Source organism: Pseudoalteromonas sp. SG43-4 (assembly GCF_014164325.1).
Taxonomy (GTDB): Bacteria; Pseudomonadota; Gammaproteobacteria; order Enterobacterales; family Alteromonadaceae; genus Pseudoalteromonas; species Pseudoalteromonas distincta.
Genome location: NZ_JACJFB010000022.1, coordinates 1 through 25,046, shown reverse-complemented (window position 1 = coordinate 25,046; position 25,046 = coordinate 1). Strand labels below are relative to the sequence as shown.

Below are 25,046 nucleotides of genomic sequence, written 5' to 3'. Positions count from 1 at the left end.
AATCTAGTTTTAAATTTTTTAAGATTATTTAGCACCACATGCCGGATATAACTCAAGCACCTCTGTTACTACTTGTCCAAATAATGCTTGTTCTTGCTGTGTTAAATCTATAGCAGGAATAAATGGCATTGTGTCTGTTAATTCCGAGGTAATGATTTGATAAAAGGTCATCGCTGTAAGGACATTCCCAGCATAGGATGCATGATTACCGTCGGCACTATGAAGGTTTATACTAGGCATTATTTCTAATACTCGATTCCACACGAAGCCAACTGGCGCTATGCAGCTAGGTTGTTTTTGACTGATTGCTAAATGGAGGTCGTAAACCTGCTTTGCTTCTGCGGGATCCCCTTTTTGAGGATGCTCTGGAAATAAAATAGGTGTAATTTTATGCTCTTTTGCGTTCGAGATTAATCGCTCAGTTGCGCTTGTAGGGTAGTCAGTCGAACCTGATTGTGAGTACTTTTGGCCTTGAAAAATTGCATGACTCCAGTTATCACTTTTTAATTTATCGACATTCGCATTTACTGCGACTATTTCATCTAAAAATCGACCACTGACAGTCGTTATTTTGACTGAAGTGCTAGGTAACTGGCTTGTAATAATTATTTCTAATAAGCCCCCTAACTGTGAACTATGGCTATTACCATAGATAATTATTTTGTAGTCACTTAAGGGACTGTTATTAATAACCGCTTTTGATTGTGGTATTTCAATGCTTTCAGCCTCTTTTGTTTTACTTCCCCCAGAGCCGCATGCTGTTAATAATAGTAATGATAATGTGATTGATATTGTTGTTATGTATTTTAGAAACATTGTTAATCCTTTTTTCGTACCAATTATAAGTACAGCTTTAGAATACTAGACATTTTATAACCAAGCTGCAAGGTTGCTGGTTTTTAGTGCAATGTATGGTGCTTAGTTTGTGCGCTAAAAGTGAAGTGCAGAAGGTTGATATTGTTTACGCGGTATCTAAATTTTAGTTTGGGGTATTATTCAATGATAATTTTATTGCTTTAAATAAATATTTAGTTATAAAAATTGTGCGATGTTTTAACACAAGTGCCACTTTTTTATAGACGTAAAAAAGCCTGCATAAAAGCAGGCTTTAGTTTTTAGGGAAAATTAAAATTTAGCGCGAATACCAAAGCTGTAACGGCGATCCGCTTCAGTGTACTTCCAAGCACCACCTAGTTCAGATAGGTAAATAGAAGGCTCACCCGTTAAGTTGGTCGCATTACCTACTAAGGTCACGTTTTCGTTAATATCCCAGCTTGCAGAGAAGTCTAACTGGCCTCTGTCGTCACGGTAGTTATTACCGTAAACAGTACCTTCTGCTGAAATACTGCCGTCTGAGTTAATATTTTCTACACGTTTCTCGTTTTCAGTATCTAAGAAACTGTCACGGTAGTTATAAGCTAGACGAGTAGAGAAACCTTCGTATTCCCAAAATACTTGTAAGTTATACGTATTTTTAGAAATATCTAATAACGGGTTACCGTTTGGTTGCTCGCTGTCTGCGTATGTGTAGTTTGCGTTAATGCCTAAGCCAGAAAATGCACCAGGTAGGTCTGTAAAGAACTGTTGATAACCAACTTCAAAGCCTTGTACTGAGCCGTTTTCACCGTTTACATTTTTAACAGTATCGATACCCGTTAGTCCTGCGTCACGTAAGCCTGCTACATGGTTAAAGCCATCAGCATCTACTGGGAAGTCAGTTGCATCCGAGTAAACTAGGTTGTCTTGTGAAACACCTGCAACGTCAAGCTGACATACTTGGTTCCATTGAGTTACGTTTTGACCTGTTGAAGTGCTTGATGCAGCTACACAGCTACTTTCGTTACTTAAGAAAGATTCAACATCTTTATAAAATACTGCGAAAGAAATTACGTTACCTTGGTCAAAGTAATGCTCTACAGATAAGTCGTATTGCGTTGCACGATATGGTTCTAAATCAATAGAGCCTTGCGTTGCACCTGTAATGTCGTTATTAACGTCAAATGCAGGGCTTAGTTCGCTAAAGTCAGCGCGGCGCATAACTTTTGCAGCAGCAAAGCGGAATAATGTTTCGTCTGAGTAGTTATACGTTACGTTTAAGCTTGGTAAAAAGTCGCTGTAGTCATTGTCGCCAGTTACTTTTTCGCCATTAAGAAATACGCTTGATTCTAAATCTGTAGTTACATAACGACCACCCACAATTGCAGTGATGTTATCAAAGTCTAAGTAGGCTGATATATACACGGCAGCAGTATCTTCAACTACGTTACGGTATGCGCTTTCTTGGAACTCTTGGTTATCTGAAAGACTCCCTGTTGACGCTAGGTTAGTACCTGCAAGTAACTGCTGAAGTTGAGCGTAAGTATTGGCCGGGTTAGATAAACCGTTGTAGCTTAAAAAGGTTAGTAGGTCGTTTTGTCCCGAATGACCTAATTGGTCAAATGAGTTGTCGTGGCTAACTGTTGTGAAGCTATTTGAAAAAGCAGCATTGTAGTCATCAACCCATAAAGTAGCTAACGAACCGTCTGAGTCGTTAAATGCATTTTTATAAATGTCTTTAATTTCTACTTTGTATTGCTCATATTCGTAATCGCGGTTAGTAACACGTACACCCGCTTTTACTTTAGATACCCAGCTTAAGCTGCTGAGTGGCTCAAACATTTCAACATCAAAACGAATAGCTGTTTCGTCATTGTCTGTTCTTCTATCTTCACTTTTAAACGTACGAAGTGCTAAGTTTTGTGGGTCAGTAAATGCATTAGGATCTGAATGAATGATGCTTGGTAATTTATTACCGTCTTGAGAAAATGCACCATCATATAAATGATTTGTTAGCTGAGTTCCACCACTTGCTTCAAATGTTGATTTTTCGATTGGGCGAAGTGTAAATTCAGAATCAGGTCTTACGCTTTCTGATGATGCTACCGCAATTTCACCAGAGATTTTGATACTGTCAGTAAGGTTCCACTCTGCACCAAGTGCATTTGAAAACGAGTCAGTTTCACGAAAGTCACTGTATGTTTTAGGAATACCAAACTCGTTTGTTAACGTGTAATTATTTACGCCGTTAGCATCTTGAGTTGTATTTGCATCTGTTGATAGTGAACCTGCGACACCTAAAATAGAGTTACCAGCTTGTTCACCTGAGCGCTTTGTGCCGCTTAAATCAAGATACACCATGCCATTACCAGATTGTGGTGCCCATTGAAGAGATAAATTTACAGCAGTTCGTTTACGCTGCTCTACGTATTGTTCAACACTGTGCTCGTCTCTTACGATAGCGTTGCCACTAGGTGTATTACCTTCTTGGCCATTAATTTCGATATCTTGAGGTTTAACACGGCTAGATGTTTCATCTTGGCGAATTTCGCGATCTTGGAATGAAAACATAGCAATGGCACCAAAGGTACCCATTTCATCAAAGTCCCAGTTGTTACCAATTGAACCACTAAAAATAGGAGCTACATTTTCTGTTTTATCAGCGTATTCGCCATCTAATGAAACTGCGCCAGTTAGTTTATCTAACTCTAATGGGCGAACTGTCTTTAAACTAACTGTTCCGCCTAATGCACCCTCAATCATATCGGCAGTAGGAGACTTAACTACTTCTACTGTTTTTAAGAAGCTTGATGGGTAATCTTGCAAGCTAATGCCGTCACGAGAGTCACCAATAGTAGAGCGACCATTTAATTCAACACGGTTTTGAGGTAAGCCACGAATCGAAACACTGTCACCCACACCAAAATCGGTATTAATAGATACACCAGTAATACGTTGCAACGCTTCTGCAATATTATTATCTGGTAACTTACCAATGTCTTCAGCAACAATCGCATCTACAATACGTCCGTCAGTACGCTTAAGCATAGCGGCGGCTTTCATACTGCCTAGCATGCCTTTTACTTCAATAACTTCAATGTCTGCAGCTGCCGTTTCTGAAGCTGCGGGAGCCTCTTGCGCTGCAATATTTGAAGAAGCCATTAATAAAAGGGCTGCGGCACTGATTGTTGTAGAGCTACTTCTTTTATGCTTATTAATTAATGTTGAAGTAATTTGATTGAGTTTCATGTATCTCTCCCGTTTGGGTACGACTTGCGTCATTGTGTGTGTGTGTTGTTACTTGGCTTGGTTAACCAATTTAACTGTTTCTTTCCTGTAGTGTGTCATACAGGTGGTATGGTTGAAATTAATCCAATTCAACTTTATTTACAACCTTTGTTTACCAAAATTTCACAATGTGTATTACAAAAACCTCTTTTATTTTTCTTATATTTAATAAATTTAATGGCTTATAGGGTGTTTTTATTTTTTGTATTTTGAATGAATTTTATTGAAGTATCTTTACCAAAGGCATTTTTATATGTTATTTGTACTATTTAATACATTTGTTAGTACTATTTTGAAATTTTATGTCGTACTTTTATACGTGTTTAGTTTACTTTTTAAGTGATATTGAATTGGAAGAGCGACCATTAAAAGTTCTAAATGATTTATAAATTTGCGAAATAGTGGAGAGGTTAAAATAATTAAAAATCATTTTGGTAATACCAATTTTCTATTGTTTTTATATTGATTTTGTACTAGCTGGGGTGGGGGCGGTAAGCTAGGTAGCGATAAATAGATTTTTACGCAAAAAAAAGCCCAGCATAATAATGCTGGGCTTTCTTACTTTAGATGTATTAGCTTTGTAATTCGCCTGTAGATGATTCTAAATGTGCTCGTATGAACCACTGAAATTGCTCTAAATCGGCTAGTTGGCTGGTGATCATATCTTCAGAGACCGGATCTAGCTCAGAAAGAGTCTCAATTGCTTTGCGGTGATCGGCATTAACGCCATTATATACTTTATCAAGCGCAGCCAAATGTTCGGTTACTAGGCCTTTGCCTACTGAGTATTCGTCCCAAGTACGGCGATCTACAATTGATTTTGGTGTGCCAACAGGTACTGCACCAAGAGTCGCAATTCGCTCTGCAATTGTATCTGTCATTTCGCGCACAATGTCTACTTGTGGGTCTATCATTTCATGTACGCCAATAAAATTAGGTCCCACTACGTTCCAGTGAATATGCTTTAAAGTTAGTTGTAAGTCTATCAATGCAACCATGCGGTTATCGAGGGTAGCTATTGTTTTTTGGGCTGATTCGTCACTCATACCTGGCGCGGTAAATTTAGTTGTTTTGTTTGATTCGTTATTGTTACTCATAATTTCTCCTACATTAAGTAATGTGTTGCTCATATAATATGTTGCGTTATGAGCATGACTTAAACTTAATGAAGCAACTGTTATGCCGTAAGTTGCTTTATTTGAAAAGTGATTCAAAAACAATTGGTTATATTTTAAATTAAGGTTTCTAAGGCTGCAGAGGAGATTGGGTTTTTGAAAAGCCTGCATATATTTGTAAAATATGCAGACTTCGATTTAGTTACTCTTAGGTGTATTTAAACGTTGGCTATGTATTCGTGCGCTTTTAAAACATCGAGCGGCACTATTTCTAATGATTTTTTATTTGTAGCCTCAAGCACCACTGGTGGCGCAACGTTTGCTGAAATAGCATGAAGCCATCTTACTGCACACAAGCACCATTTATCACCGGCTTTTAAACCTTCGAAATCGTAAAGAGGGTTCGGGCTTATTAAATCGTTACCTTGTGATTTTGAAAATTGTAAAAATTCATCAGTCATAATTGCACACACACTGTGATTGCCAAGATCTGATTCTGGTACATAACAAAACCCTTCACGTGTGTAGCCACCATTACCGCAACATAGTTTTAAGCGTGTGCCGAGTACATTAAATTGATTCGCCATGAAATACCTTAATTTGTGGTGTTTAATAAATTTACTCTAACAGGAGTAACTCGCTTGAGATAGCTATAAAACTTAAAAGAGGGAAGGGCTACACAAACTTAAGCCCGCAGCAAATTGCGGGCTTAGTATTGTTTATTATTTAATACGCAGCGCCATACAATCGCTATGACCGTTTATGATCATGCTTTTATCAACACGCACGCCACCACCAGAGTATTTACCGGCGGCTGTAAAACTACATATTTGTACAAAGTAGTCGTCTACTTTAGGCAGTGCAAATAGTTGTTGGTATATTTGGTCTTGCTCTGCAAAGTGCCCCATTGTTTTTTCTATAACTTGCTGCTGCTCATCAATAAGTTGAATATTAGCGCCACAGCGTCCTACTATTGGTTTAACTACATAACCGGATTGTAATAACTCGTCGTTAAGCTCAAACGCGGTATTAAGTAAATATTTATGATTAGGGAATAAGCTCCACAGTATTGGCAAAATAGCCTTGTTACTTGGAATTAATGTCCACAGCGGTTCAAACACCATGACATTTTTACGCAGTAATACATCGACTAAGCGTGGCGTTTCACCAGCTTTGAATTGTGGTTCAAAGTTATCACCTAATGATTGGTCGGCTTCGCATTCTTCACGAATTTGATCAAGTGCGGTTTCCCACGACCAGGTTTTCCATACGTAACTCAGTTGTGCGCCATCAGTATCTACTATGTTGCCTGACTCATTCCAGCGAAGTGTGCTTAAGCCAATTACTAGCTTACATTCAAAGCCTGCGGCTTCAATAGCTTCTTTCATAAATAATGCGTGGTAATGTTCTTCTGGTTCATCATCTTGCAGAATATGAACAAGACCTTTTACCTCACTTTTACGCCATGCTTTTACGAGATCTTTAAATAAATTTTGGCCTGCATCTACACCTGTTTTAACGCCAAAGTGTTTTGCCCACTTTCCCTGAACTTTGCCGCTTTCCATGTAACACGATGCCGAATCGCAATTGTATTCGTAAACTTTTAAACCTGCTGCTGTTAAGGCAAAGTCAAACCGGCTGGTAATTAATTGGTTTAAGCGGTTATCCCACGATTGGCGAATTTTATTAAGCACAACATCGGGTAAATTAAACTTTTCTAATAACTCAGGGTGCTGCAATACATAGTCGGTTGCATGCATAAATAAGCCATGCAGCTCATTTGTTGCATGCTCAATGCTTTGTTGCGCCGTTTGAGATATTGCAAAGTAATTATGCTGATCCTCATCTACGGATGTAAGTTTATGGCCTTGCATCATTTCTACGTAGGCAGCTTCATCGTCATTCGCAATATTTAACCATGACTTGTTTGCTTGGCCTGTATCTGCTGCTTTATGGGCTTCTATAGTAAATAAGTCAGTGTTTAGCTCAAACGTTGGCTCAGCATATTCTGTTTCATCAGTTTGTGTCATCCAACCTAAAATAGTGGCGTCGTTGTAAGAGCACTCAATCCAATAGTCGCCATCTTTAGTTACTTTTGCTTTTAGTTCACGGCACCAGTTTTGATTTGTTGGCCATATTTGATGCCCTACATTTTGCTCAGCAAGACGTATTTTATCTTCATGCACTTCAACAATGACAGCAACATGACCTGTTTCTTCAAACTCGCCGCCTTCTTCCCATATAAGTAAACTACCTACTTGAGGGTGATGTTTAGCACCATTTTTAAACGCGTTTAGTGGCAATCTGTTTTGGCTATTTACATCGCGCACTGAACGCAGCTCAAAAATATCGTAAGCCATGGCTATGTCATCAAAAATATAACCATGATTGAGGTACATCCATCTACGGGCAAATTCAACGCATTGCCATTTATAGCCCATGTAAATGCCATCAAGGTAACTACGAAAGGCGCTACGATTAGGATAAATACTTTCGTCAGCCGAATCATAATCAGATGAATACACAGCAACATTACCAGGTGCATAACCTAATAAGGTACCAAAATCACTAGCAGAAGCAGAAGATTTCATAAGCAAAGATGTTCAAAATAAAGGTGTGATAATTTGCTGACTATATGAGCGAAACTGCGTTATAGCAAGACATTACTGGGTTTAATTTTTAATTAAATATTGGCGCTAAATAGGGCTTAAAATTATATTTATCAATCCATAGTTTTAGAAGCAGTACCTAAAAAATCTCTCCTTCAAAGCGCTTATAAATGTAAAACTGAACCTATATTCGTACTTTGGTTAATTTTTTTTTAAACTATTGCGCTTGATATGGATTAAAGCTAGAGAACAGGAAAAACAATGGAAGGCATAATAAACCAAATTGATATTAATCAATATTTACCCGCTGCAATTACGTGGGCAACCAACATATTACTGGCGATTGCAATTTTACTTGCGGGCTTATGGTTGGCAGGCAAAGTGCGCAATTTAATTATTGGCTTATGCCACAAATACACTCATCTTGATGACACGCTTTTTCGCTTTTTAGGCAGCATGGCTCGATACATCATATTAGCGTTCGTTATTATTGCTGTGTTAAATCGCTTTGGTGTACAAACAGCTTCTATTATTGCTTTACTCGGTGCCGCGGGACTTGCTATAGGCTTGGCGTTACAAGGTGCAATGTCGAACCTTGCAGCGGGCGTTATGTTGCTAATATTTAGACCTTATAAAGTGAATGACTTTATTGAGGCAGCAGGGCGCTTTGGTAAAGTAACTGAGGTCGATATGTTTACTACTATTTTACAAACGTTCGATAATCAACAGGTTATTATTCCAAATAGTCAAATTTGGGGCGCGCAAATTATAAACCATTCACATCATCCAATTCGTGGTGTGGATATGCATTTTGGTGTTGCTTACGGTGAAGATACAACGGCTGTTCGTAAAGTTATAGATGCCGTACTTGAAGCGCATCCACACATATTAAAAGACCCAGCTCCTTTTGTTGAAGTAGAAACACTTAACAACAGCTCAGTAGACTTTTTAGTAAGACCTTTTTGTAAGGGCGAGCATTACTTCGATATTCTTTACACGGTGCCAGAGTTAATTAAAAAAGCACTAGATGAAAACACCATCGAAATACCTTTCCCACATCGTAAAGTTATTTTAGTTAACGAAAGCAAAGATTAACTAAATTTAAACTGACATGAATCTAAGAGCACTTTTAAGTGCTCTTTTTTGTCTGAAAAAGTTACATACCTGTGTAACTTTTTCTTTTATAAACCACCTCAAATACTACATTGTTATCTGTACAGCCCTTTTTTACTAGGTTGGATGGCTGGTCTTTATTTTGCATTTGCATAGTCGCTTTTAGCTTTAAAGCTCATAAAAACTATTGACCCATTAAATCAAACTGTATGAAGGACTAAACATGGCTGAATCATTTAAATACTCAGGTAATAAAGGGCATGGCGGCGAATTGCACCAAAAGGCGTCGGACGAACACCCTACTATGACCACCGCGCAGGGCTGCCCTGTAAGCGATGATCAAAACTCATTACGTGCAGGCAAGCGTGGCCCAGGATTATTAGAAGATCATATAATGCGCGAGAAGATCTTTCACTTTGATCACGAACGCATTCCTGAGCGAGTAGTGCACGCTAGAGGTTATGGTGCACACGGATATTTTGAAACTTACGACACGCTTGAAGATTTAACCTGTGCAGATATTTTTCAGAGAAAAGGTGAAAAAACGCCAGTGTTTACTCGTTTCTCTACGGTTGCAGGTAATAAAGGATCGCCAGATTTAGCACGTGATGTACGCGGTTTTGCGGTTAAGTTCTATACCCAAGAGGGAAACTGGGATTTAGTGGGTAACAATATACCGGTATTTTTTATTCAGGATGCAATGAAGTTTCCAGACTTAATTCATTCAGCTAAAGCCGAGCCTGATCGTGGTTTTCCACAAGCGCAAACCGCACACGATAACTTTTGGGACTTTGTAAGCCTATCGCCTGAGTCAATGCATATGGTTATGTGGGCAATGTCTGATAGAGCTATTCCGCGCTCTTTACGCTTTATGGAAGGTTTTGGCGTTCATACCTTTAAATTTATTAATGCCAAAGGCGATGAAAAATTCGTTAAATTTCATTGGAAACCAAAAGGCGGTATGCAATCGGTAGTATGGAACGAAGCACTTAAGCTTAACGGCGCCGATCCTGATTTTCATCGCAGAGACATGTGGGAATCAATTGGTAACGGCGACTTCCCTGAATGGGAGCTAGGTGTGCAAGTTTTTGATCAGCAATTCGCTGATGAATTTGAATTTGATGTATTCGATGCCACTAAGCTTATACCTGAAGAGCAAGTACCAGTACAAATTGTTGGCCGTATGGTGCTTGACCGTGTTGTCGACAACTTTTTTGCAGAGACAGAGCAAGTAGCATTTTGTACTCAAAACATTGTACCGGGGCTCGATTTTACTCCCGACCCGCTACTGCAAGGTCGTAACTTTTCATATTTAGACACTCAAACTAAGCGTTTAGGTGGTCCTAACTTTACGCATATTCCGGTTAATGCGCCTAAATGCCCAATGCGCCATTTTCAGCAAGATGGCCACATGGCAATGCACAATCCAAAAGGGCGTGTTAATTACGAACCCAACTCATGGAGCGGCGATGAAAACAACCCGCGCGAATGCCCAGTACATGGCTTTAAAAGCTCAAGCGAGCCTGAAGTAAGCGGCGGTGACAAACTGCGTTATCGCTCAGAAACATTCAGCGATCATTACAGTCAAGCTCGTCAATTTTATTTAAGTCAAACAGAGGTAGAGCAGGCGCACATTCAATCTGCGTACGTGTTTGAGCTGTCTAAAGTTGAGCATTTGCCAATACGAGAACGTTTGGTATCGCACTTGTTAAATATTGACGAAACCCTCGCAAATAAAGTTGCCGAAGGACTTGGCTTGCAAGAAATGCCAGATCCGGCAGAAGCTGCTATGCCGACACGTAAAGACTTACCTGTATCTGATGCGTTAAGTATTTTGAAAAATGCGCCCAACACCTTCAAAGGCCGTAAATTAGGTATTTTAGTAAGTGATGGCTTTAATGCAGAAATTTTCAATTCGGTTACCAATGCACTTAAAAGTGAAGGTGCAAACTTTGAAATTATTGCCCCGCAAGTTGGCGGTGCTAAATGCAGTAAAGGTAAGCACTTTAAAGCTGATCAGGTTATTAATGGTGGTCCATCGGTTTTATACGATGCGGTACTTGTACTCACCACCGAAGATGGAGCTGAAAAACTAGCTGCCATAGCAGAAGCTAAAGACTTTGTAAGTGATGCGTACGCACATATGAAATTTATAGGCTTTACAAATGAGGCTAAGCCTTTATTTAAAGCGGCAGGCCTAGATGGAAAAGTAGATGATGGTTGGATAGATTTAGAGGCACATTCAGCCGATAAATTTATAAATACATTGCGTAATTTAAGATATTGGGAGCGTTAGTAAGCTCAATAATTAAAAAACCACAGCATGTAATTGTTGTGGTTTTTTTTAGCTCACCTAGTTAAGGTATTAGTTCAAGCCAACAATAAAAAATTGGATATATTATGAAGCTTAATGGCGCTTGTCACTGTGGCAAAGTGGTATTTACGGTCAACTCAAAACACCCTTATCCTTACAATTTATGTTACTGCTCTATATGCCGTAAAACCGCAGGGAGCGGCGGGTTTGTTATTAATTTAAACGCGCAATACAGCACGCTTGAGGTTACAGGGCGTGAACACATAACTATTTATCATGCAAAAACAGGCGATAAAATCAGCCCTGCAGAGCGTCATTTTTGTAAGCATTGTAGTGCTAACTTGTGGTTATACGATGCACGTTGGCCTGAGCAAGTTCATCCCTTTGCTGGTGCAATAGATAGTGAGTTACCCATACCGCCAGAGCGCACTCATTTAATGCTTGGTAGTAAAGCAAATTGGGTAAATGCGCCCATTAATGAAGGTGACAAGCAGTTTGAAGAATACCCTGATGAAAGTATAGCTGCTTGGCATAAGCGTTTAAACCTCGAAAAGTAACGCAATTTTTTGTATGAGCTAAGCTTAAATTTAGGGGCAATTAAACGCATATTTAGTTAATTAAATATTAAAAATCACAGCGTAAGTAAAGGAGAATATTATGGCAGTCTCAGCAATACCAAAAGGGTTTCATTCCGTTACACCTTATTTAATTATGAATGACGCACAAAAAGCGATAGATTTTTATTGTGATGCATTTAGTGCTGAACATGTAATGCAGATGCCTTTACCTGATGGTGGAATAGCCCATGCAGAAATAATAATTGGTGATTCGCATATTATGCTTTCAGATAATGGTTCTGAAGAGCATTTAAAAAACCCAAAAGAACTCGGTGGTACAGCGCTAAGCCTTATGCTTTATGTTGAAGATGTTGATACCGTGTTTAAAAAAGCAATTGAGCTTGGTGCAACAGAAATAAGACCCGTACATGATCAGTTTTATGGTGATAGGACCGGCACACTACAAGACCCATTTGGTCATATATGGATCATTGGTACACATAAAGAAGATGTTAGTGACGAAGAGTTAAATAATCGAATTGGGAATATAACAAATCAAGAGCAAGACGCATAACTCGCATGCTAATTAGATTTATGTACCTTTCTAATTACATTGATGGCTTTAATGGAAGGTTTGTGGCTTTTGCTTCAGCTTAACTCGGTTTTACCTTGTTATCGAAACCGTTTTCTTACCTAAAAGTAGCTCACTTAGTAAAGCGAATTGGTATAGATTACTAGTTAAATTTTAGGCATAAAAAAACCTCAGCCAATAATTAGCTGAGGTTCAAAAAGTGGTACCAGCGGCCGGACTCGAACCGGCACTCCTTTCGGAAGGGGATTTTGAATCCCCCATGTCTACCAATTTCATCACGCTGGCATAATTTTTCTTTAATCTTTTAAGCATAAAAAGATAAAGAAAAACCACTTAAAATAAAAAGGATACTTATATACCTCTTATTCTGTATCCGCATTATACAAACAAAAGAGGGGGCGGCAAGCCTTTTCTTTTATTTGCATAAACAACTGGTTGATAATTAATCGTTTATAGCAAGGAGACTCTACCGGTAAATTTTTTAAGTCTTTTTGGGCTGATATATAAAGCGAATATTTTGGGTTATGAGTGCTATTAAACTGTTATGCGATTGAATAAATAAGCAATTGAACTATTGATAATAGTGAATCGTATTATAATAATTATTCCTGCTTTATGCCGATTTTGCGCTTGATTCAGGTATTATTTGTACAACAAGGTTTTTAAGACATTAATTATGACCCAATTAAGTGCCAAACAGAACATTCAATCGATTGTTAAAGCTATTAAGGCAGAAGAAGCATTACTTCGTCAAAAATACCCATTACTTGAACATCAAAATACCTTAGGGTTAATTATTTTATTGCTGTCGCTTAGCGCATTAATTGGTGTTGGTGTTTTATATTATTTAGCCCTAATACCTGCTTGGGTGTGTATAGTGCTTGCGGCTATTGCTGCGTCTATTTCCCATGAGTTAGAGCACGACCTTATACATAAACAATACTTTAGCAATCAGCCTTTCATGCATAACTTTATGATGTTAGCAGTATGGTTAATGCGGCCAAATACTATTAGCCCATGGTACCGACGTAAAATGCATTTACACCATCACAAAACCTCAGGCACACAACAAGACCTAGAAGAACGCTTGGTGGGAAACGGTATTAAAAATCCATTTTTACGTGCGCTAGTTATTGTAGATGGGTTATTAGGGCTAATTATTTCTACTAAACGTTTTAGAAAAGAAATTAATGGCTTTAGTTTTTCGAGTGTTTTTAATGCGGGATTTCCGATAGCGACTGCGTATTTTGCTGTTTTATATAGCGTTATTATATTTCATATCGTTGATTTATTTATACCACTTTCGCTAAATTCACCTAGTTGGTTGTTAAGTACAATGGATGTGTTTGAATTTTTAATGGTTGTGCTCATTGTGCCTAATATTATTCGCTCAAGCTCGCTTAATTTTGTTACCTCAAGCATGCATTACTATGGCGGCGTTAATAACATGCTTGAACAAACTCATGTCCTAACGAGTCGTTTATTTATGCCGTTTCACTTGTTTTGTTTTAACTTTGGTAAAACGCATACCATTCATCATTTTGTGCCAAATCAGCCGTTTTATTTACGCCAAATGCTAAGTAAAAAAATACTTAAAGTAATGGCGCAGCACAACGTGCGCTTTAACGATTTTGACAGCATTAAAAATGCGAATGCATATAAATAATTACCCCCAACATAAGGGGAGGTTCTACATTGCTATTCTTATTTTATAGTTTGAATAGCAATTATGTACCAAGCCTATTACTCGTTAACTTCCTCTATCCACCACCGCGCTTATTAAAACTCACTTTACGTGCGTTGGTTGACTATTAAATGCCATTTTTAAATCAACAAAAGCAAAAGTGGTAGGCTTAATTAGCGCTAAAACTTCAAACTAAAAATAGATAAAACCAGTGAAAAGTGAAGTGGCCCTTCATAGTTGGGCATCTAGCTTAAATGGGATTGATTATTGTAGAGCCTTCAGTAATAGTGGTTATAGAGCAAACTAATTATGTTCTCAATAATACATAAGGGCTCGTGCTCATCAATATTATAAAACCAATAAATATAATAAGGACAAACAGGATGAAAAAATCACTAATTTCAATAGCGTTGGGCTTTGCTGCCCTTAGTGCGTTTAATGCCAATGCAAACATTGATCAGCAAGTTAAAAAGATAGAGCAACAGGTTATTGATTGGCGACGTGATTTTCATCAAAACCCTGAGCTTGGAAATCGCGAAACCCGCACAGCAGGTATTGTCGCTAAGCACTTAAAGTCGCTGGGTATGGAAGTACAAACAGGGATTGCTTATACAGGTGTTGTGGGGCTATTAAAAGGTGCAAAGCCAGGCCCGACAGTAATGCTACGCGCAGATATGGACGCGCTGCCAGTTACTGAAAAAGCAGATGTTGATTTTAAATCAACTAAAACCACTAATTACCGTGGTGTAGATGTAGGTATAATGCATGCTTGTGGGCACGACACGCACGTGGCCATGCTAATGGGCGCTGCACAAGTGCTTGCAAACATGAAAGATGAGCTACACGGTAATATTATGTTTGTATTTCAGCCTGCAGAAGAAGGCGCACCAGAGGGGGAAGAGGGGGGCGCTGAGTTAATGCTTAAAGAAGGCATATTTAAACAATACAAACCAGAAGCTGCTTTTGGGTTACACATAACATCTAGTTTGCACAGCGGTAAAATTGGCTATAGAAGTGGCCCAGCAATGGCCAGTGCAGACCGGTTTGAAATAACAGTACATGGCAAGCAGGCACACGGCTCTGCACCGTGGACTGGGGTTGACCCCATTGCCGCAGCTGCGCAAATAGTAACAGGCGTAAATCATATTGTTAGTCGCCAAATCGACATTACCAAAGAGCCTGCTATTGTCTCGTTTGGTAAGATAGCGGGTGGGGTACGTAATAATATTATTCCTGAAGAAGTCGAAATGGTAGGTACAATTCGTAACTTTGATATGGATAACCGAGCACAAATATTTGAAAAAATAAAAACCACAGCCACGCACATTGCTAAATCGTCAGGTGCAACTGCAGAGGTACACATTCACGAAGGTTATCCGGTAACGATTAATAACCCAAAGTTAACTGCGCAAATGTTACCTAGCCTTAAAAAAGCAGCAGGTAATGAAAACGTAGTTGAAATGGGAAAAATAACCGGCGCAGAAGACTTTTCGTTTTACGCATTAGAAGTGCCGAGTGTATTTGTATTTTTAGGCGGCACACCAAGTGAGCAAGATTTAAATACAGTGGCTAGTAATCACTCACCTTATTTTTATGCCGACGAATCATCGTTTAGAGTAGGCACTAAGGCGCTTAGCCTGTTAGCTGTTGATTATTTAAACGCACATAAAAGATAGCTTAAAAACACCACGTTACGCTATTAGCTTAACGTGGTATTGCTGTTTTATTTAAAACATCGGATCATGTTTTTAGCACTTGTTTAACGTTGAAAATCACTCTCAAAAATTAAAAATCTAACCGAACATACAAATGAATCGGCGAGCAGTTTTTTTATATTTTAAAAATAATGAATCGATATTGCCGGTCTTATATCTCGATTCAATCTTCATAAGCATTAAGGATTTAAATAATGGAAATTACTGGAAGCTGTTACTGTGGTGAAATTAAATACCAAGCAAAGTCTCAAAATAACAACGCACTTGTTTGCCATTGTAGCGATTGCCAACGTATGTCGAGCGGCCCATTTAGAGCAGTCATAATTGCAGAGCCAAATTCGGTCGTGTTTACCCAAGGTGAGCCAAAAGAGTTTGTTAAAACAGCGCAAAGTGGTAACAAGCGTGCGCAAGGTTTTTGTGGCACATGTGGTACAACACTTTATGCAACTAACGAAGCTAAAGCTGACCGTGTATATGGCTTGCGTATTGGTGCGGTTGATCAGCGTGATCAGTTTACGCCAACAGCACAAATTTGGGCTAAATCAACATTGAGCTGGTTGAGCGGCTTACACGAAGTACCTGCGTTTGATACAACCCCACAAAACTAGTTATTTGGGGTTATCAGTATTACTTTTTTAGTAAGCGGTTTGAAATTTATTTAACCAAATGACTGTCTACTTATAAGTCAGTCATTTGGAGAATAATATGTGTAGTTCACCTAAAAGCAGCCGAGCAGTGAAAAAAACAGCCATTAGTTTTAATGATGAGCTTACTCAAGAGCAGCGCTTGCGTTTTACTGCAAAAGCTAATTTAGCACAAGAGCGCCGTGAACAGCGCGAAGTAACGAATAAACGCTATGAGCAAAAGCACGCGAGTAGTAAACCTTCGTCTGGTTTATTTTCGTGGTTACAGCAGCTAGTTAGCTGATTTAGCTAAAGTGGTGTTTTTACCACTGCCCAAACCACATAAAGCACACAGTACTCCGGCAATAGCGCACAACCACAATGGCGCACTCCAACTGCCTGTTGTAGTGTGTAATGCACCAGCTAGCATAGGACCAATAGCCGCGAGCAAATAACCTACGCTTTGCGACATACCTGAAAGCGACGCTGCTTGTTGCGAATCGTCAGTTCGTAAACTAATAAATGACAGCCCCAATATAAAACATGCCCCAGAGCAAAAGCCCAGCATTAGGGTCCAAACAAAAGCAAAGCTAGGCATGTAAAGCAGCCCCAATGCACTGAGTGCACTCAACATGGCTAAAATAAAGCTAAGCGCGCTTTGATCTTTTAATTTGGCAAGTAACGGAATTAATATTAAACCCGGTAATGCAGTCGCTATTTGAAAAGCACCATGATAAGCACCTGCTTGGGTAGCTGAGTGACCGGTTTCGGTTAATATGCTTGGTAACCACGTAATAATTATATAATTTAAAAACGAGTTTAAGCCCAGCAGTAGGGTAATTTGCCATGCTAGTAAATAACGCCATACACTTTTTGACGTGTCAGTGTGTTGAGCAATACTCGCGGGTTTTGTGTGCTTACTTAATTGCGACATCCATACAATAATGCTCGCCAAAGTAATAAGAGCTGATGAGCCCAGCGCAAGTTGCCATCCTAATCCGTTTAACTGACTAAGCGGAAATACTAAAGTAGAAAACCCACCCGACACCACGCCCATAGTAAGCACGTAGGCTGAGGTCATTAACGCAACCTTTGCAGGGAAGTCGCGCTTAATTAAACTTGGTAATAATACGTTTGCGATGGCAATGCCCACACCAATAATAGCGGTGCCTACAAAAAGCATGGCTGAGGTATTTATTACCCGCGCTGCAACCCCTGCAAGTATAAATAACAAAGCCACAAACAAGGTGCGCTCTAACCCTTGCTTTTTAGCAAGAGTTGCCGCCATTGGCGATGCAACCGCGAAGGCAATGAGTGGCAGTGTTGTTAAAAAACCAGCTTGCGATGCGCTAAGCCCAAAGTGATTAATAATTTGTTCAAGCACAGGTGCAATACCTGTAAATGTGGCGCGTAAATTTGCGGCAATAAGTAATATGCCAAGCACAAGTAATATGCCAGCAAAGCGTGATTTAGGTGTGTTATTTAACAAAAGGGAAGACCATTAAAGCTAATACTTAATGGGCGCTAGTATAAAGGCTTAGCAAAAACTATAATTTAGAGATAATGACATTAAATAACTAAAAACAGACAAAACTATGTTTGATGCAATTGGTTGGGACGACATTAAAAATTTTGAAACTATGGCGCAGCCCATAATAGCCAAAATAGAGCATGCCCATGCAAGTCACGAAATACCACTACATACCCATCCAAAAGGGCAATTAATTTTAGCGCTGCATGGGTATGTAACGTGTGAAGTATCGGCCAAAATGTGGATGGTGCCCACGCACAGTGCAATTTGGATCCCAGCACAAAAGGTGCATAGCAATAGGGCGTCTGATAACGCGCAGCTTTGTCATTTATTTATTGATAGTAGTAAAAACGGTATGCCGTTAAATACCTGCACGTTAGCCATTACGCCGCTGGTTAAAGAGCTAATGTGTGAGTTGGCTGGCCATAATCAGCACTATACTTTAAATAGTAAAACAGCGCGTTTAGCGCAGGTGTTATTTGATCAACTTATTGATATGCCCGTACAACCACTTGATTTTGTATTATCTAAAAATGAGGTAATTCAAACCATGAGCGATCAGCTTATAAACAAGCCAAACAACCGAAAAACACTACCACAATGGGCTAAGCAGTTTGCATTAACTGAGCGCACATTAGCGCGGTTAATTAAAAAAGAAACAGGCATGACATTTGGAAAGTGGCGTACGCAATTGCATATAATTACAGCCTTAAAAGCGCTTTCAGATAAGCAAAGTGTGCAGCAGGTGTCGGAGTTACTAGGGTATGAGTCGGTGAGTGCATTTATTACTATGTTTAAAAAGGTAATGAAAAAGTCGCCCATGAAATACATGAGCGACTTAAATCAGTTAAATTAGCTTAGCCCTTAAATAAGCATTACCACGTATAAGTTGCCGAAAGCATCGCGTTTCGAGGTCTACCCGGGAAGTATCTGTCGCCGGTAAAACTGGTGTAGTCGGCGCGCTCTGCATAAGCTTCATTGGTTAAATTAATAATGCGAGCAAGTACTTCAAGATTATTGGTAACTTGCCACTGCGCGCGCAGGCTTAAAACATCATGCCCTTGGTATTTATTTAAGTTTTCTGGGTCGGTGTAGTAGTTACCAACGCGATGCCACTGCAAAGCAAATTGTACATTGTTTAGTGCTTGCCATGTTAAATCGAGATTAGCGATATTACGCGGCGCGGTATCTATGTCGTTGCCGTTTATATTTAGACCGTTAAGCACTTGGTTGTCAGTGTAAGTATGCTTTGCGTGCGTGCCAGCAAAGTTAAGCGCAAGCGACTTAGTGAGCTGGTAGTCAAGCTCAAGCTCAATACCACGATGGCGAGAGCTGCCATTATTTACCGTAAAAAAGTCACTATCGCGGTAAATCGTATTGTGTTTACTCATAGCGTAAACCGACACGCCATAACGTAGTTTTTCGTAAATTCCTTTAATACCCAGCTCTGCGTTATTTGCTATTTCGGCGCTTAAATTTGCAGTAGTTTGCTCGCGTTGTAATTGGTATAACTCAGCGGCTTGTGGGGCGCGGTAACCGCGAGAAAAGTTCGCATAAAGTGTGTTATTTGTATTGTACTGATAACTCAACCCAAGCTTTGGCGATAAATTACTAAAGCTATTTTTAGCACTCGCTGGGCGGCTGTATCGGCAGCCCCCAAACGCGCATTCTGTGCCATCGTCTTTTGTTCTACCTGCTAGCATATTATTGGTGTAGTCATATTGCATATGCTCGTAACGTACACCAGCGGTAAGTAACCACTTATTTAATTGCCAATCAACAGATGCAAAAGGCGCATAAAGCGTCGCGTTTACATCGTAATCGTAATGCTTACCTTGTGGCACTGTAGCAACTAAAAATGCAGAGCCTTGCGTGGGCTCATTTTGGCTTTGAGTAAAGTCGGCTTGCGTGTATTCGCCATCAAGCCCTAGGTTTATTTTTATATTGCTTTGTAAATTATGTTGATAAAGCGATTGTACGCCAAAACCAGTTTGACTGTTTGTTTCAAGCGGTGTGCCGGGTAAAAAGTGCTTAAAAAAGTCCATGCTTTGGTCGCGAAAATATAACGTAGTAGAGAGCACATCATCGTTATTTAATTGCCATGTTGCGTTGCTCCACGCTCTAAATGCGCGTGCTTTTCTAAATGCATCTGGGTCAAAGTTTTTTTGCGCGAGGTCTTCGTTTTTATAGCTTTCAAAACCTGTAATAAATCCAGCCGTTTGCTGATCAAGGTTTGTGTAAGTAAGTCCTGAGGTCAGTAATAAATTATTATTTGAATAGCGATGGCGAATATTAACTTTTTGTTGCTCTACACTTTCGTCGTCGCGGTAACCGCTGTCGTCGGTAATACTTGCGTTAATGCCTATACCGCTGTTGCCGTAATCTTGTCCTGCACGTAATTTGTAGCGAGTATAGCCGTATGAGCCATAATCTAAACCAACTAAGCCACCGCCTTGCGTGGTATCGGGCGTTATTACATTAATAACACCATGCAAAGCATTTGAGCCATAAAGTGCAGAGCCAGGGCCTTTGAGTACTTCTATGCGCTGCGCCATTTCGCTGTGTGCTTCAAATAGCTCGTTTATATTACAAAACCCAGCGGCTCTGAGTGGTATGCCATCTTCTAGAGTCAATATGCCACCACAAGCGCCTGCGCCCGAAAGCACTTGTGAGCGAAGCGCGGGTAAATACTCTTGGCCATTTCCGCGTTGAATATTAGCACCCGCTACACGTTGCAGGGCTTCTTCAATATGCGTAGGCGCTATGCTATTTAGCTGCGCTTCACTTAGTGTACTTATTGATAAAGGCAGTGGGGTAGATAGTGCTTCAATACGTGATGCCGTAGTTGTTATGGTTTCTATTGCATCATTATTTTGATTATCGGCAAACGCAGTATGGCTGAAGGGTAATAACAGCGGCAAAAAATAAGGTTTCATACATTCCTTGAAAGTAATCTATATTGCATTGCCTCTATAATATGCGGTTTTAATGTGCTTTTAAACTCGTTGCGTTAAAGCGTACGTAACCTATAAACCCGATACGTAATTGATAAAACAAAACAAGCCACAGCAGGAAACACCAAAGCCAGCACTAAGTAATGCTCAAATAAAACAAAACCGGCTACACCGCCTAATAAAAAGCCTGCAATAATAAGTAAAAACATAACGCCTTTACGCGTATCAAATTGCTCACCTTTAAGTGCTTTACCTATCATTAAACCAAGGTCAGTAAAAATACCCGTTAAATGTGTGGTACGAACGACCGCGCCACTGTAATTAGTGACTAACGCATTTTGTAACCCACAAGCAGCAGAGGCAAGCGTAATTGCATAAACATAAGATTGATTAAGTAGGTAGGCACTTGCTAATAGTAAAGCGCCTTCAATAAATAAGAGCGTGTCGTAATGGCGGCCAAGTTTTAATGAACGCCCTGCAAGTAAAAAACCAGAAAGCGCCGAGCCCAACATAAAGCTAATGAGTATGCTAAACAACAGCAAAGCGGCTGAGGTATTGCTCATTAGCTTAATACCCAACAAAGTAACAGAGCCTGATAAGTGCGAAATGGCTTGATGCTCAAAACCTAATAAGCCTACAGCGTTAACTATGCCCGCTATAAATGCGAGCGTAAACGCGCCATATTCAACCCACTTTGGTAGTTTTGTAAACATTGGTTATCTCTTAACGTGTACAGTGTTAATTATTGAGTTTGTGCTTTAAAGCGCTTTATTTGCTCATCAACTAATTTTGTATCTATTACGCCACGCTTAAAAGCAATGTAAGTAGGAAACGTAAACTCATTGAACTGCCTAGCGTATACGTTTTGATATTCCTTTGAGTACCACAAACCTGCTTGATAGTTAGTTATTGCGTATTCAACGCGATTTTTTTCTAGCAGCTCAAAAGTGTCTTTAGTTGAAAGTGAGCGAAGCAGATTATTCTCATCAAGTTTATACTTTTTAGCAATAACCTCAGGCACAGCAACACCGCGTAGCATCGCTATTGGGGTATTTGATAAATCGTCAGTGAGTAGTTTATCTTTGTTTAAAGCAAATAAACCATACTTAGTAGTATGCAAGGGCACGCTTGTAAAATCTAAATACTTTGCTCGTTCCTCTGTATTGGCCAAAGAGAAATAGCAGTCGTAGTAGCCCAGCGCCATTTCTTTTTTAACGCGCGCCCATGGCAGATGAATTACGTCAATTTTAAGATTCAAATTACGCTCAATAAAGGTTAAGTATTCAATATCTAAACCTGTGAACGTATCGCTTTTCTCATCAAATATAGTAAAAGGCGGGTAGTGAGTTGTTACGCAGCGCAAAGTCTTACTTGGCGCTGCAAGTAATAATGAAGGTAAAGTTAAAGCTAAAAACAGAAATATTGCGCGCATAAATAAAAATTCGATATCTTTTAAAATACATAAATTGAACGCCAATTATACAGTTACTGAGCTTAATTGCATTGATCTAAGTATTTTTACCTAGCGTATAAGTTAAATTTTGTGAGATATACCATGTTTAACGCAGAGCAGCAGTCACGCATTATCGAAATGGCGTGGGAAGATAGAACCCCCTACGAGGCAATAGAGCAGCTATACGGATTAAAGTATCCGCAGCTGGTGGTTTTTATGCGCGACAATATTTCAAAAGGCAGTTTTAAAGTTTGGCGTAAGCGCCATGCAGGGCGTAAAACAAAACATTTAAAATTACGCGATCCCGCTATTATGCGAAGCCATTGTAAAACTCAATATAAACAACGTTAAATAAGTGTAAGCTGTTTCATATGATGTTCAGCCGTGTTTGTTAACCTTTAGCTATTAATTACGCTAGAGATTATTTATGAGAGCACTAACATACACAGCACTAATAGCATTGGCTTTATGTTCAATCAGTGCAAACGCAAAACCGCATAAAGATAAGCATGGTCATAAACACGGCGATAATAAGCATCATTCACATAAACACAACGACAATGACTACCTTTCTAAAAAAGAGGCAAAGCAGTTAATTCGCGCAGGTTGGACGCCACCAGGGCTAAGTAAAAGCTATCACCGAGGCGACTTTTTAGATCGTGATTTATATAAACGAGGTAGAGTGATTGAACGCTCTAGAGATAGTGGTACAGTGAGTATTGAAATAGACCGTACAGTTATTCACATGGTGCACGACACCCGAGAAATACTTTCAATCTTAAGTCGCTAAACTAACTTTATAAGGATATTAAAATGCTTATTGCGCTGGCTATAATTATTGGCTTTTTTTTACTGGTTACCTTGTTGCCAATGTCGTACAGCCAGCATTACTTAGTGCGTAGCTGCGACTTTGTGCGCTTACAGGTATTTTATATTGCCAGTTTTGTAGCCGTTACATCGTTGTTTTTATTATGGCAAAGTAGCGCAATAGGTTATGTATTTATAGCCTTAACCTCATTACTTATAATGATTTTACAAGGTAAATGGATTTACCCGTATACGTGGCTAGCTAAAAAAGAAGTGCAAAGCGCACCAAAGCATATAGACCACAGCGTACGAATTATGTCGGCAAATGTACTGATGTCGAACCATAAAAGTGAGCAGCTAATTAGCCTTGTAGATGAGCACCAACCCGACCTACTTATTACACTTGAGAGTGATAGCTGGTGGGAAAATAAATTATCAGTCATTAAAAAAAATTACCCGTATTACATAGAATGCCCTAAAGACAATCGTTACGGCATGCACTTATACAGCAAGTTTAAAATACTCGATGCACAAATATGTGAGCTAATAGAAGAAGATATTCCTTCAATTCATATTCTGTTTGAAAACGATGAAGGCCTGCAAATGCAAGGGCACTTTATTCACCCAGCACCGCCAAGCCCGACCGAAGAAGACTCATCGCGCCCGCGCGACTCAGAGCTAATAATGGTGGCTAAAGCACTTAAAAACCCTACACGGCCTACTATAGTTGCCGGAGATTTAAACGACGTAGCATGGTCGCGTAGCACCCGTTTGTTTATGCAAATAAGTGGCTTTTTAGACCCTCGAAAAGGCCGTGGTTTTTATAACACCTTTCATGCAAGCTACTTTTTTATGCGTTGGCCGCTCGATCACTTATTTCACAGCGAAGGCTTTAAAGTAAAGCGTATTAAGCGCTTAGCTAAGTATGGCTCTGATCACTTTGCACTCCTTACTGAGCTTTCTTACGAAAACGCTAATCAGCAATCATTGGAAGATAAATCCGATGAGCTTAAGCAAGAAGAAATTCAAGAGCTTGCTATGAATAAGGCAGATAAGCGAAAAGTGCCGAGGTTTGAGGAAAAGTTATAGCTATTAGGCAGTGTAGGTCGGATAAGCGAAGCGCCATCCGACACAGTAAAATACCTTGCCAGTTATAATCATTATTTATGTTGTCGAGTGGCAGGAGAGTGCCAATTGCAAACAGTGGTAACGCCCAAATAATGGGCAAAAAATTGTTGGCTAAAATAGCGACGAAGGAGCAAAAGCCAACTGTTTTTTGTCCTGTTGATTTGCTTGTTAGTTGCTAAACTCTGTGACGTGCCAAAGTTCTCCTGATGGCCCCCACAGATAAACAACTTTACCCCAATGCTCTGTTTTAATTGGTTCATACTTTATGTCGAAGCCATCAAGACTTGAGATTACCTCAAAGGCTTCATTTATATCTAAAACTGAAAGTTGAAACATTAAATTTTTAGCTAGTTCTTCGTTATAAAACCTTTGCAGGAAAAATGTACATTCACCGTTTTCGAATAAAGATAAGTCATCGGTGACATAATCCATTTTAAAGCCTAATGCTTGATAAAAGGACTTAGATATTTCGTAATTCTTACTAGGAATGAAAACTCTAATATCATCAACTTTCACCTGATTCTCCTTTGGCAACTAACGCCCCAATAAGAGGCTAAAAATTGTTGGCTAAAATAAGCGACGCAGGAGCAAAAGCCAACTGTTTTTAGTCCTGCTTAATTGACTTGTATGGATAATAAACCCATAAATTAATTAATACTTTAACCAAGTTCGGGTAATGTGAGGCCCAAGCTTTGGCTGCAACCAAAGCCTTTTATACAGTAGTTCGATTGATTGAAGGCTCCTCTA

The 25,046-nt window shown here is 39.4% G+C and carries 22 protein-coding genes and 1 tRNA gene; 12 read left to right on the top strand and 11 right to left on the bottom strand.

The genetic code is table 11. The annotated features are described in order from the left end of the window. Positions 1-24: 24 nt before the first annotated feature. From H5160_RS17450 to gss, 5 genes are all read right to left on the bottom strand, one after another. The gene (locus H5160_RS17450; protein ID WP_058154191.1) at positions 25-816 is read right to left on the bottom strand and encodes a hypothetical protein; all 792 of its coding nucleotides are present in this window, start codon (positions 814-816) and stop codon (positions 25-27) included. Between the two features lie 309 nt (positions 817-1,125). After that, the gene (locus H5160_RS17445) at positions 1,126-4,065 is read right to left on the bottom strand and encodes a TonB-dependent receptor (RefSeq protein WP_182694014.1); all 2,940 of its coding nucleotides are present in this window, start codon (positions 4,063-4,065) and stop codon (positions 1,126-1,128) included. 611 nt (positions 4,066-4,676) lie between these two features. Next, positions 4,677-5,201 (bottom strand): DNA starvation/stationary phase protection protein Dps, encoded by a 525-nt coding sequence (gene dps / locus H5160_RS17440; RefSeq protein ID WP_024595435.1) that lies wholly within the window; start codon positions 5,199-5,201, stop codon positions 4,677-4,679. Positions 5,202-5,437: 236 nt separating this feature from the next. Then, positions 5,438-5,806: a DUF2237 family protein gene (locus H5160_RS17435; RefSeq protein WP_024605487.1), complete on the bottom strand. Its 369-nt coding sequence runs from the start codon at positions 5,804-5,806 to the stop codon at positions 5,438-5,440. Positions 5,807-5,941: 135 nt separating this feature from the next. Further along, the gene (gene gss, locus H5160_RS17430; protein WP_182738170.1) at positions 5,942-7,810 is read right to left on the bottom strand and encodes a bifunctional glutathionylspermidine amidase/synthase; all 1,869 of its coding nucleotides are present in this window, start codon (positions 7,808-7,810) and stop codon (positions 5,942-5,944) included. Between the two features lie 279 nt (positions 7,811-8,089). Here gss and H5160_RS17425 point away from each other — a divergent pair, with 279 nt between their 5' ends. From H5160_RS17425 to H5160_RS17410, 4 genes are all read left to right on the top strand, one after another. After that, the gene (locus tag H5160_RS17425) at positions 8,090-8,923 is read left to right on the top strand and encodes a mechanosensitive ion channel family protein (RefSeq protein ID WP_182738168.1); all 834 of its coding nucleotides are present in this window, start codon (positions 8,090-8,092) and stop codon (positions 8,921-8,923) included. A gap of 241 nt (positions 8,924-9,164) precedes the next feature. Continuing rightward, positions 9,165-11,237 (top strand): catalase, encoded by a 2,073-nt coding sequence (locus tag H5160_RS17420; protein ID WP_182738166.1) that lies wholly within the window; start codon positions 9,165-9,167, stop codon positions 11,235-11,237. Between the two features lie 104 nt (positions 11,238-11,341). After that, positions 11,342-11,812 (top strand): GFA family protein, encoded by a 471-nt coding sequence (locus H5160_RS17415; protein ID WP_182711468.1) that lies wholly within the window; start codon positions 11,342-11,344, stop codon positions 11,810-11,812. A 100-nt stretch (positions 11,813-11,912) separates the two neighbouring features. Next, the gene (locus H5160_RS17410; RefSeq protein WP_182673298.1) at positions 11,913-12,386 is read left to right on the top strand and encodes a VOC family protein; all 474 of its coding nucleotides are present in this window, start codon (positions 11,913-11,915) and stop codon (positions 12,384-12,386) included. 218 nt (positions 12,387-12,604) lie between these two features. On the opposite strand, the gene H5160_RS17405 is transcribed toward H5160_RS17410, so the two are convergent. Further along, positions 12,605-12,689: transfer RNA gene (locus tag H5160_RS17405), tRNA-Leu, on the bottom strand. A gap of 391 nt (positions 12,690-13,080) precedes the next feature. Between H5160_RS17405 and H5160_RS17400 the strand changes: the two genes are divergently transcribed. From H5160_RS17400 to H5160_RS17385, 4 genes are all read left to right on the top strand, one after another. Continuing rightward, a complete protein-coding gene (locus tag H5160_RS17400) occupies positions 13,081-14,070 on the top strand; it encodes a fatty acid desaturase (protein WP_182738164.1) in 990 nt (329 codons plus the stop codon). Between the two features lie 401 nt (positions 14,071-14,471). Further along, the gene (locus H5160_RS17395) at positions 14,472-15,764 is read left to right on the top strand and encodes an amidohydrolase (protein ID WP_182738163.1); all 1,293 of its coding nucleotides are present in this window, start codon (positions 14,472-14,474) and stop codon (positions 15,762-15,764) included. Positions 15,765-15,997: 233 nt separating this feature from the next. After that, positions 15,998-16,411: a GFA family protein gene (locus tag H5160_RS17390; protein ID WP_007377055.1), complete on the top strand. Its 414-nt coding sequence runs from the start codon at positions 15,998-16,000 to the stop codon at positions 16,409-16,411. A gap of 97 nt (positions 16,412-16,508) precedes the next feature. Then, positions 16,509-16,730 carry a hypothetical protein gene (locus H5160_RS17385; RefSeq protein ID WP_154903460.1) on the top strand — a complete coding sequence of 74 codons (222 nt, stop codon included), beginning with the start codon at positions 16,509-16,511 and terminating at the stop codon, positions 16,728-16,730. On the opposite strand, the gene H5160_RS17380 is transcribed toward H5160_RS17385, so the two are convergent. Next, complete coding sequence (locus H5160_RS17380) at positions 16,719-17,915, bottom strand: MFS transporter (RefSeq protein WP_154903461.1); 1,197 nt, start codon at positions 17,913-17,915, stop codon at positions 16,719-16,721. The genes H5160_RS17385 and H5160_RS17380 overlap by 12 nt on opposite strands. Before the next feature lie 106 nt (positions 17,916-18,021). Between H5160_RS17380 and H5160_RS17375 the strand changes: the two genes are divergently transcribed. Continuing rightward, positions 18,022-18,813, top strand: coding sequence for a helix-turn-helix domain-containing protein (locus tag H5160_RS17375; RefSeq protein ID WP_039485120.1), 792 nt, complete (start codon positions 18,022-18,024; stop codon positions 18,811-18,813). A 19-nt stretch (positions 18,814-18,832) separates the two neighbouring features. On the opposite strand, the gene H5160_RS17370 is transcribed toward H5160_RS17375, so the two are convergent. The 3 genes from H5160_RS17370 to H5160_RS17360 all read right to left on the bottom strand — a co-directional run bounded on the left by H5160_RS17370 (position 18,833) and on the right by H5160_RS17360 (position 22,343). Further along, complete coding sequence (locus H5160_RS17370; RefSeq protein ID WP_182738161.1) at positions 18,833-20,893, bottom strand: TonB-dependent receptor; 2,061 nt, start codon at positions 20,891-20,893, stop codon at positions 18,833-18,835. Between the two features lie 74 nt (positions 20,894-20,967). Then, on the bottom strand, positions 20,968-21,624 hold the full coding sequence (locus tag H5160_RS17365) for a YoaK family protein (RefSeq protein WP_024598865.1): 657 nt from the start codon (positions 21,622-21,624) through the stop codon (positions 20,968-20,970). A gap of 29 nt (positions 21,625-21,653) precedes the next feature. Next, a complete protein-coding gene (locus tag H5160_RS17360; protein WP_182715748.1) occupies positions 21,654-22,343 on the bottom strand; it encodes an ABC transporter substrate-binding protein in 690 nt (229 codons plus the stop codon). A gap of 123 nt (positions 22,344-22,466) precedes the next feature. Between H5160_RS17360 and H5160_RS17355 the strand changes: the two genes are divergently transcribed. From H5160_RS17355 to H5160_RS17345, 3 genes are all read left to right on the top strand, one after another. After that, the gene (locus H5160_RS17355; protein ID WP_182738160.1) at positions 22,467-22,715 is read left to right on the top strand and encodes a TIGR03643 family protein; all 249 of its coding nucleotides are present in this window, start codon (positions 22,467-22,469) and stop codon (positions 22,713-22,715) included. Between the two features lie 76 nt (positions 22,716-22,791). Next, the gene (locus H5160_RS17350; RefSeq protein ID WP_182715749.1) at positions 22,792-23,154 is read left to right on the top strand and encodes a hypothetical protein; all 363 of its coding nucleotides are present in this window, start codon (positions 22,792-22,794) and stop codon (positions 23,152-23,154) included. A gap of 23 nt (positions 23,155-23,177) precedes the next feature. Continuing rightward, positions 23,178-24,260 carry an endonuclease/exonuclease/phosphatase family protein gene (locus H5160_RS17345; RefSeq protein ID WP_182720833.1) on the top strand — a complete coding sequence of 361 codons (1,083 nt, stop codon included), beginning with the start codon at positions 23,178-23,180 and terminating at the stop codon, positions 24,258-24,260. A gap of 207 nt (positions 24,261-24,467) precedes the next feature. On the opposite strand, the gene H5160_RS17340 is transcribed toward H5160_RS17345, so the two are convergent. Beyond that, positions 24,468-24,815 carry a lactoylglutathione lyase gene (locus tag H5160_RS17340; protein WP_182738158.1) on the bottom strand — a complete coding sequence of 116 codons (348 nt, stop codon included), beginning with the start codon at positions 24,813-24,815 and terminating at the stop codon, positions 24,468-24,470. Between the last annotated feature and the right edge of the window lie 231 nt (positions 24,816-25,046).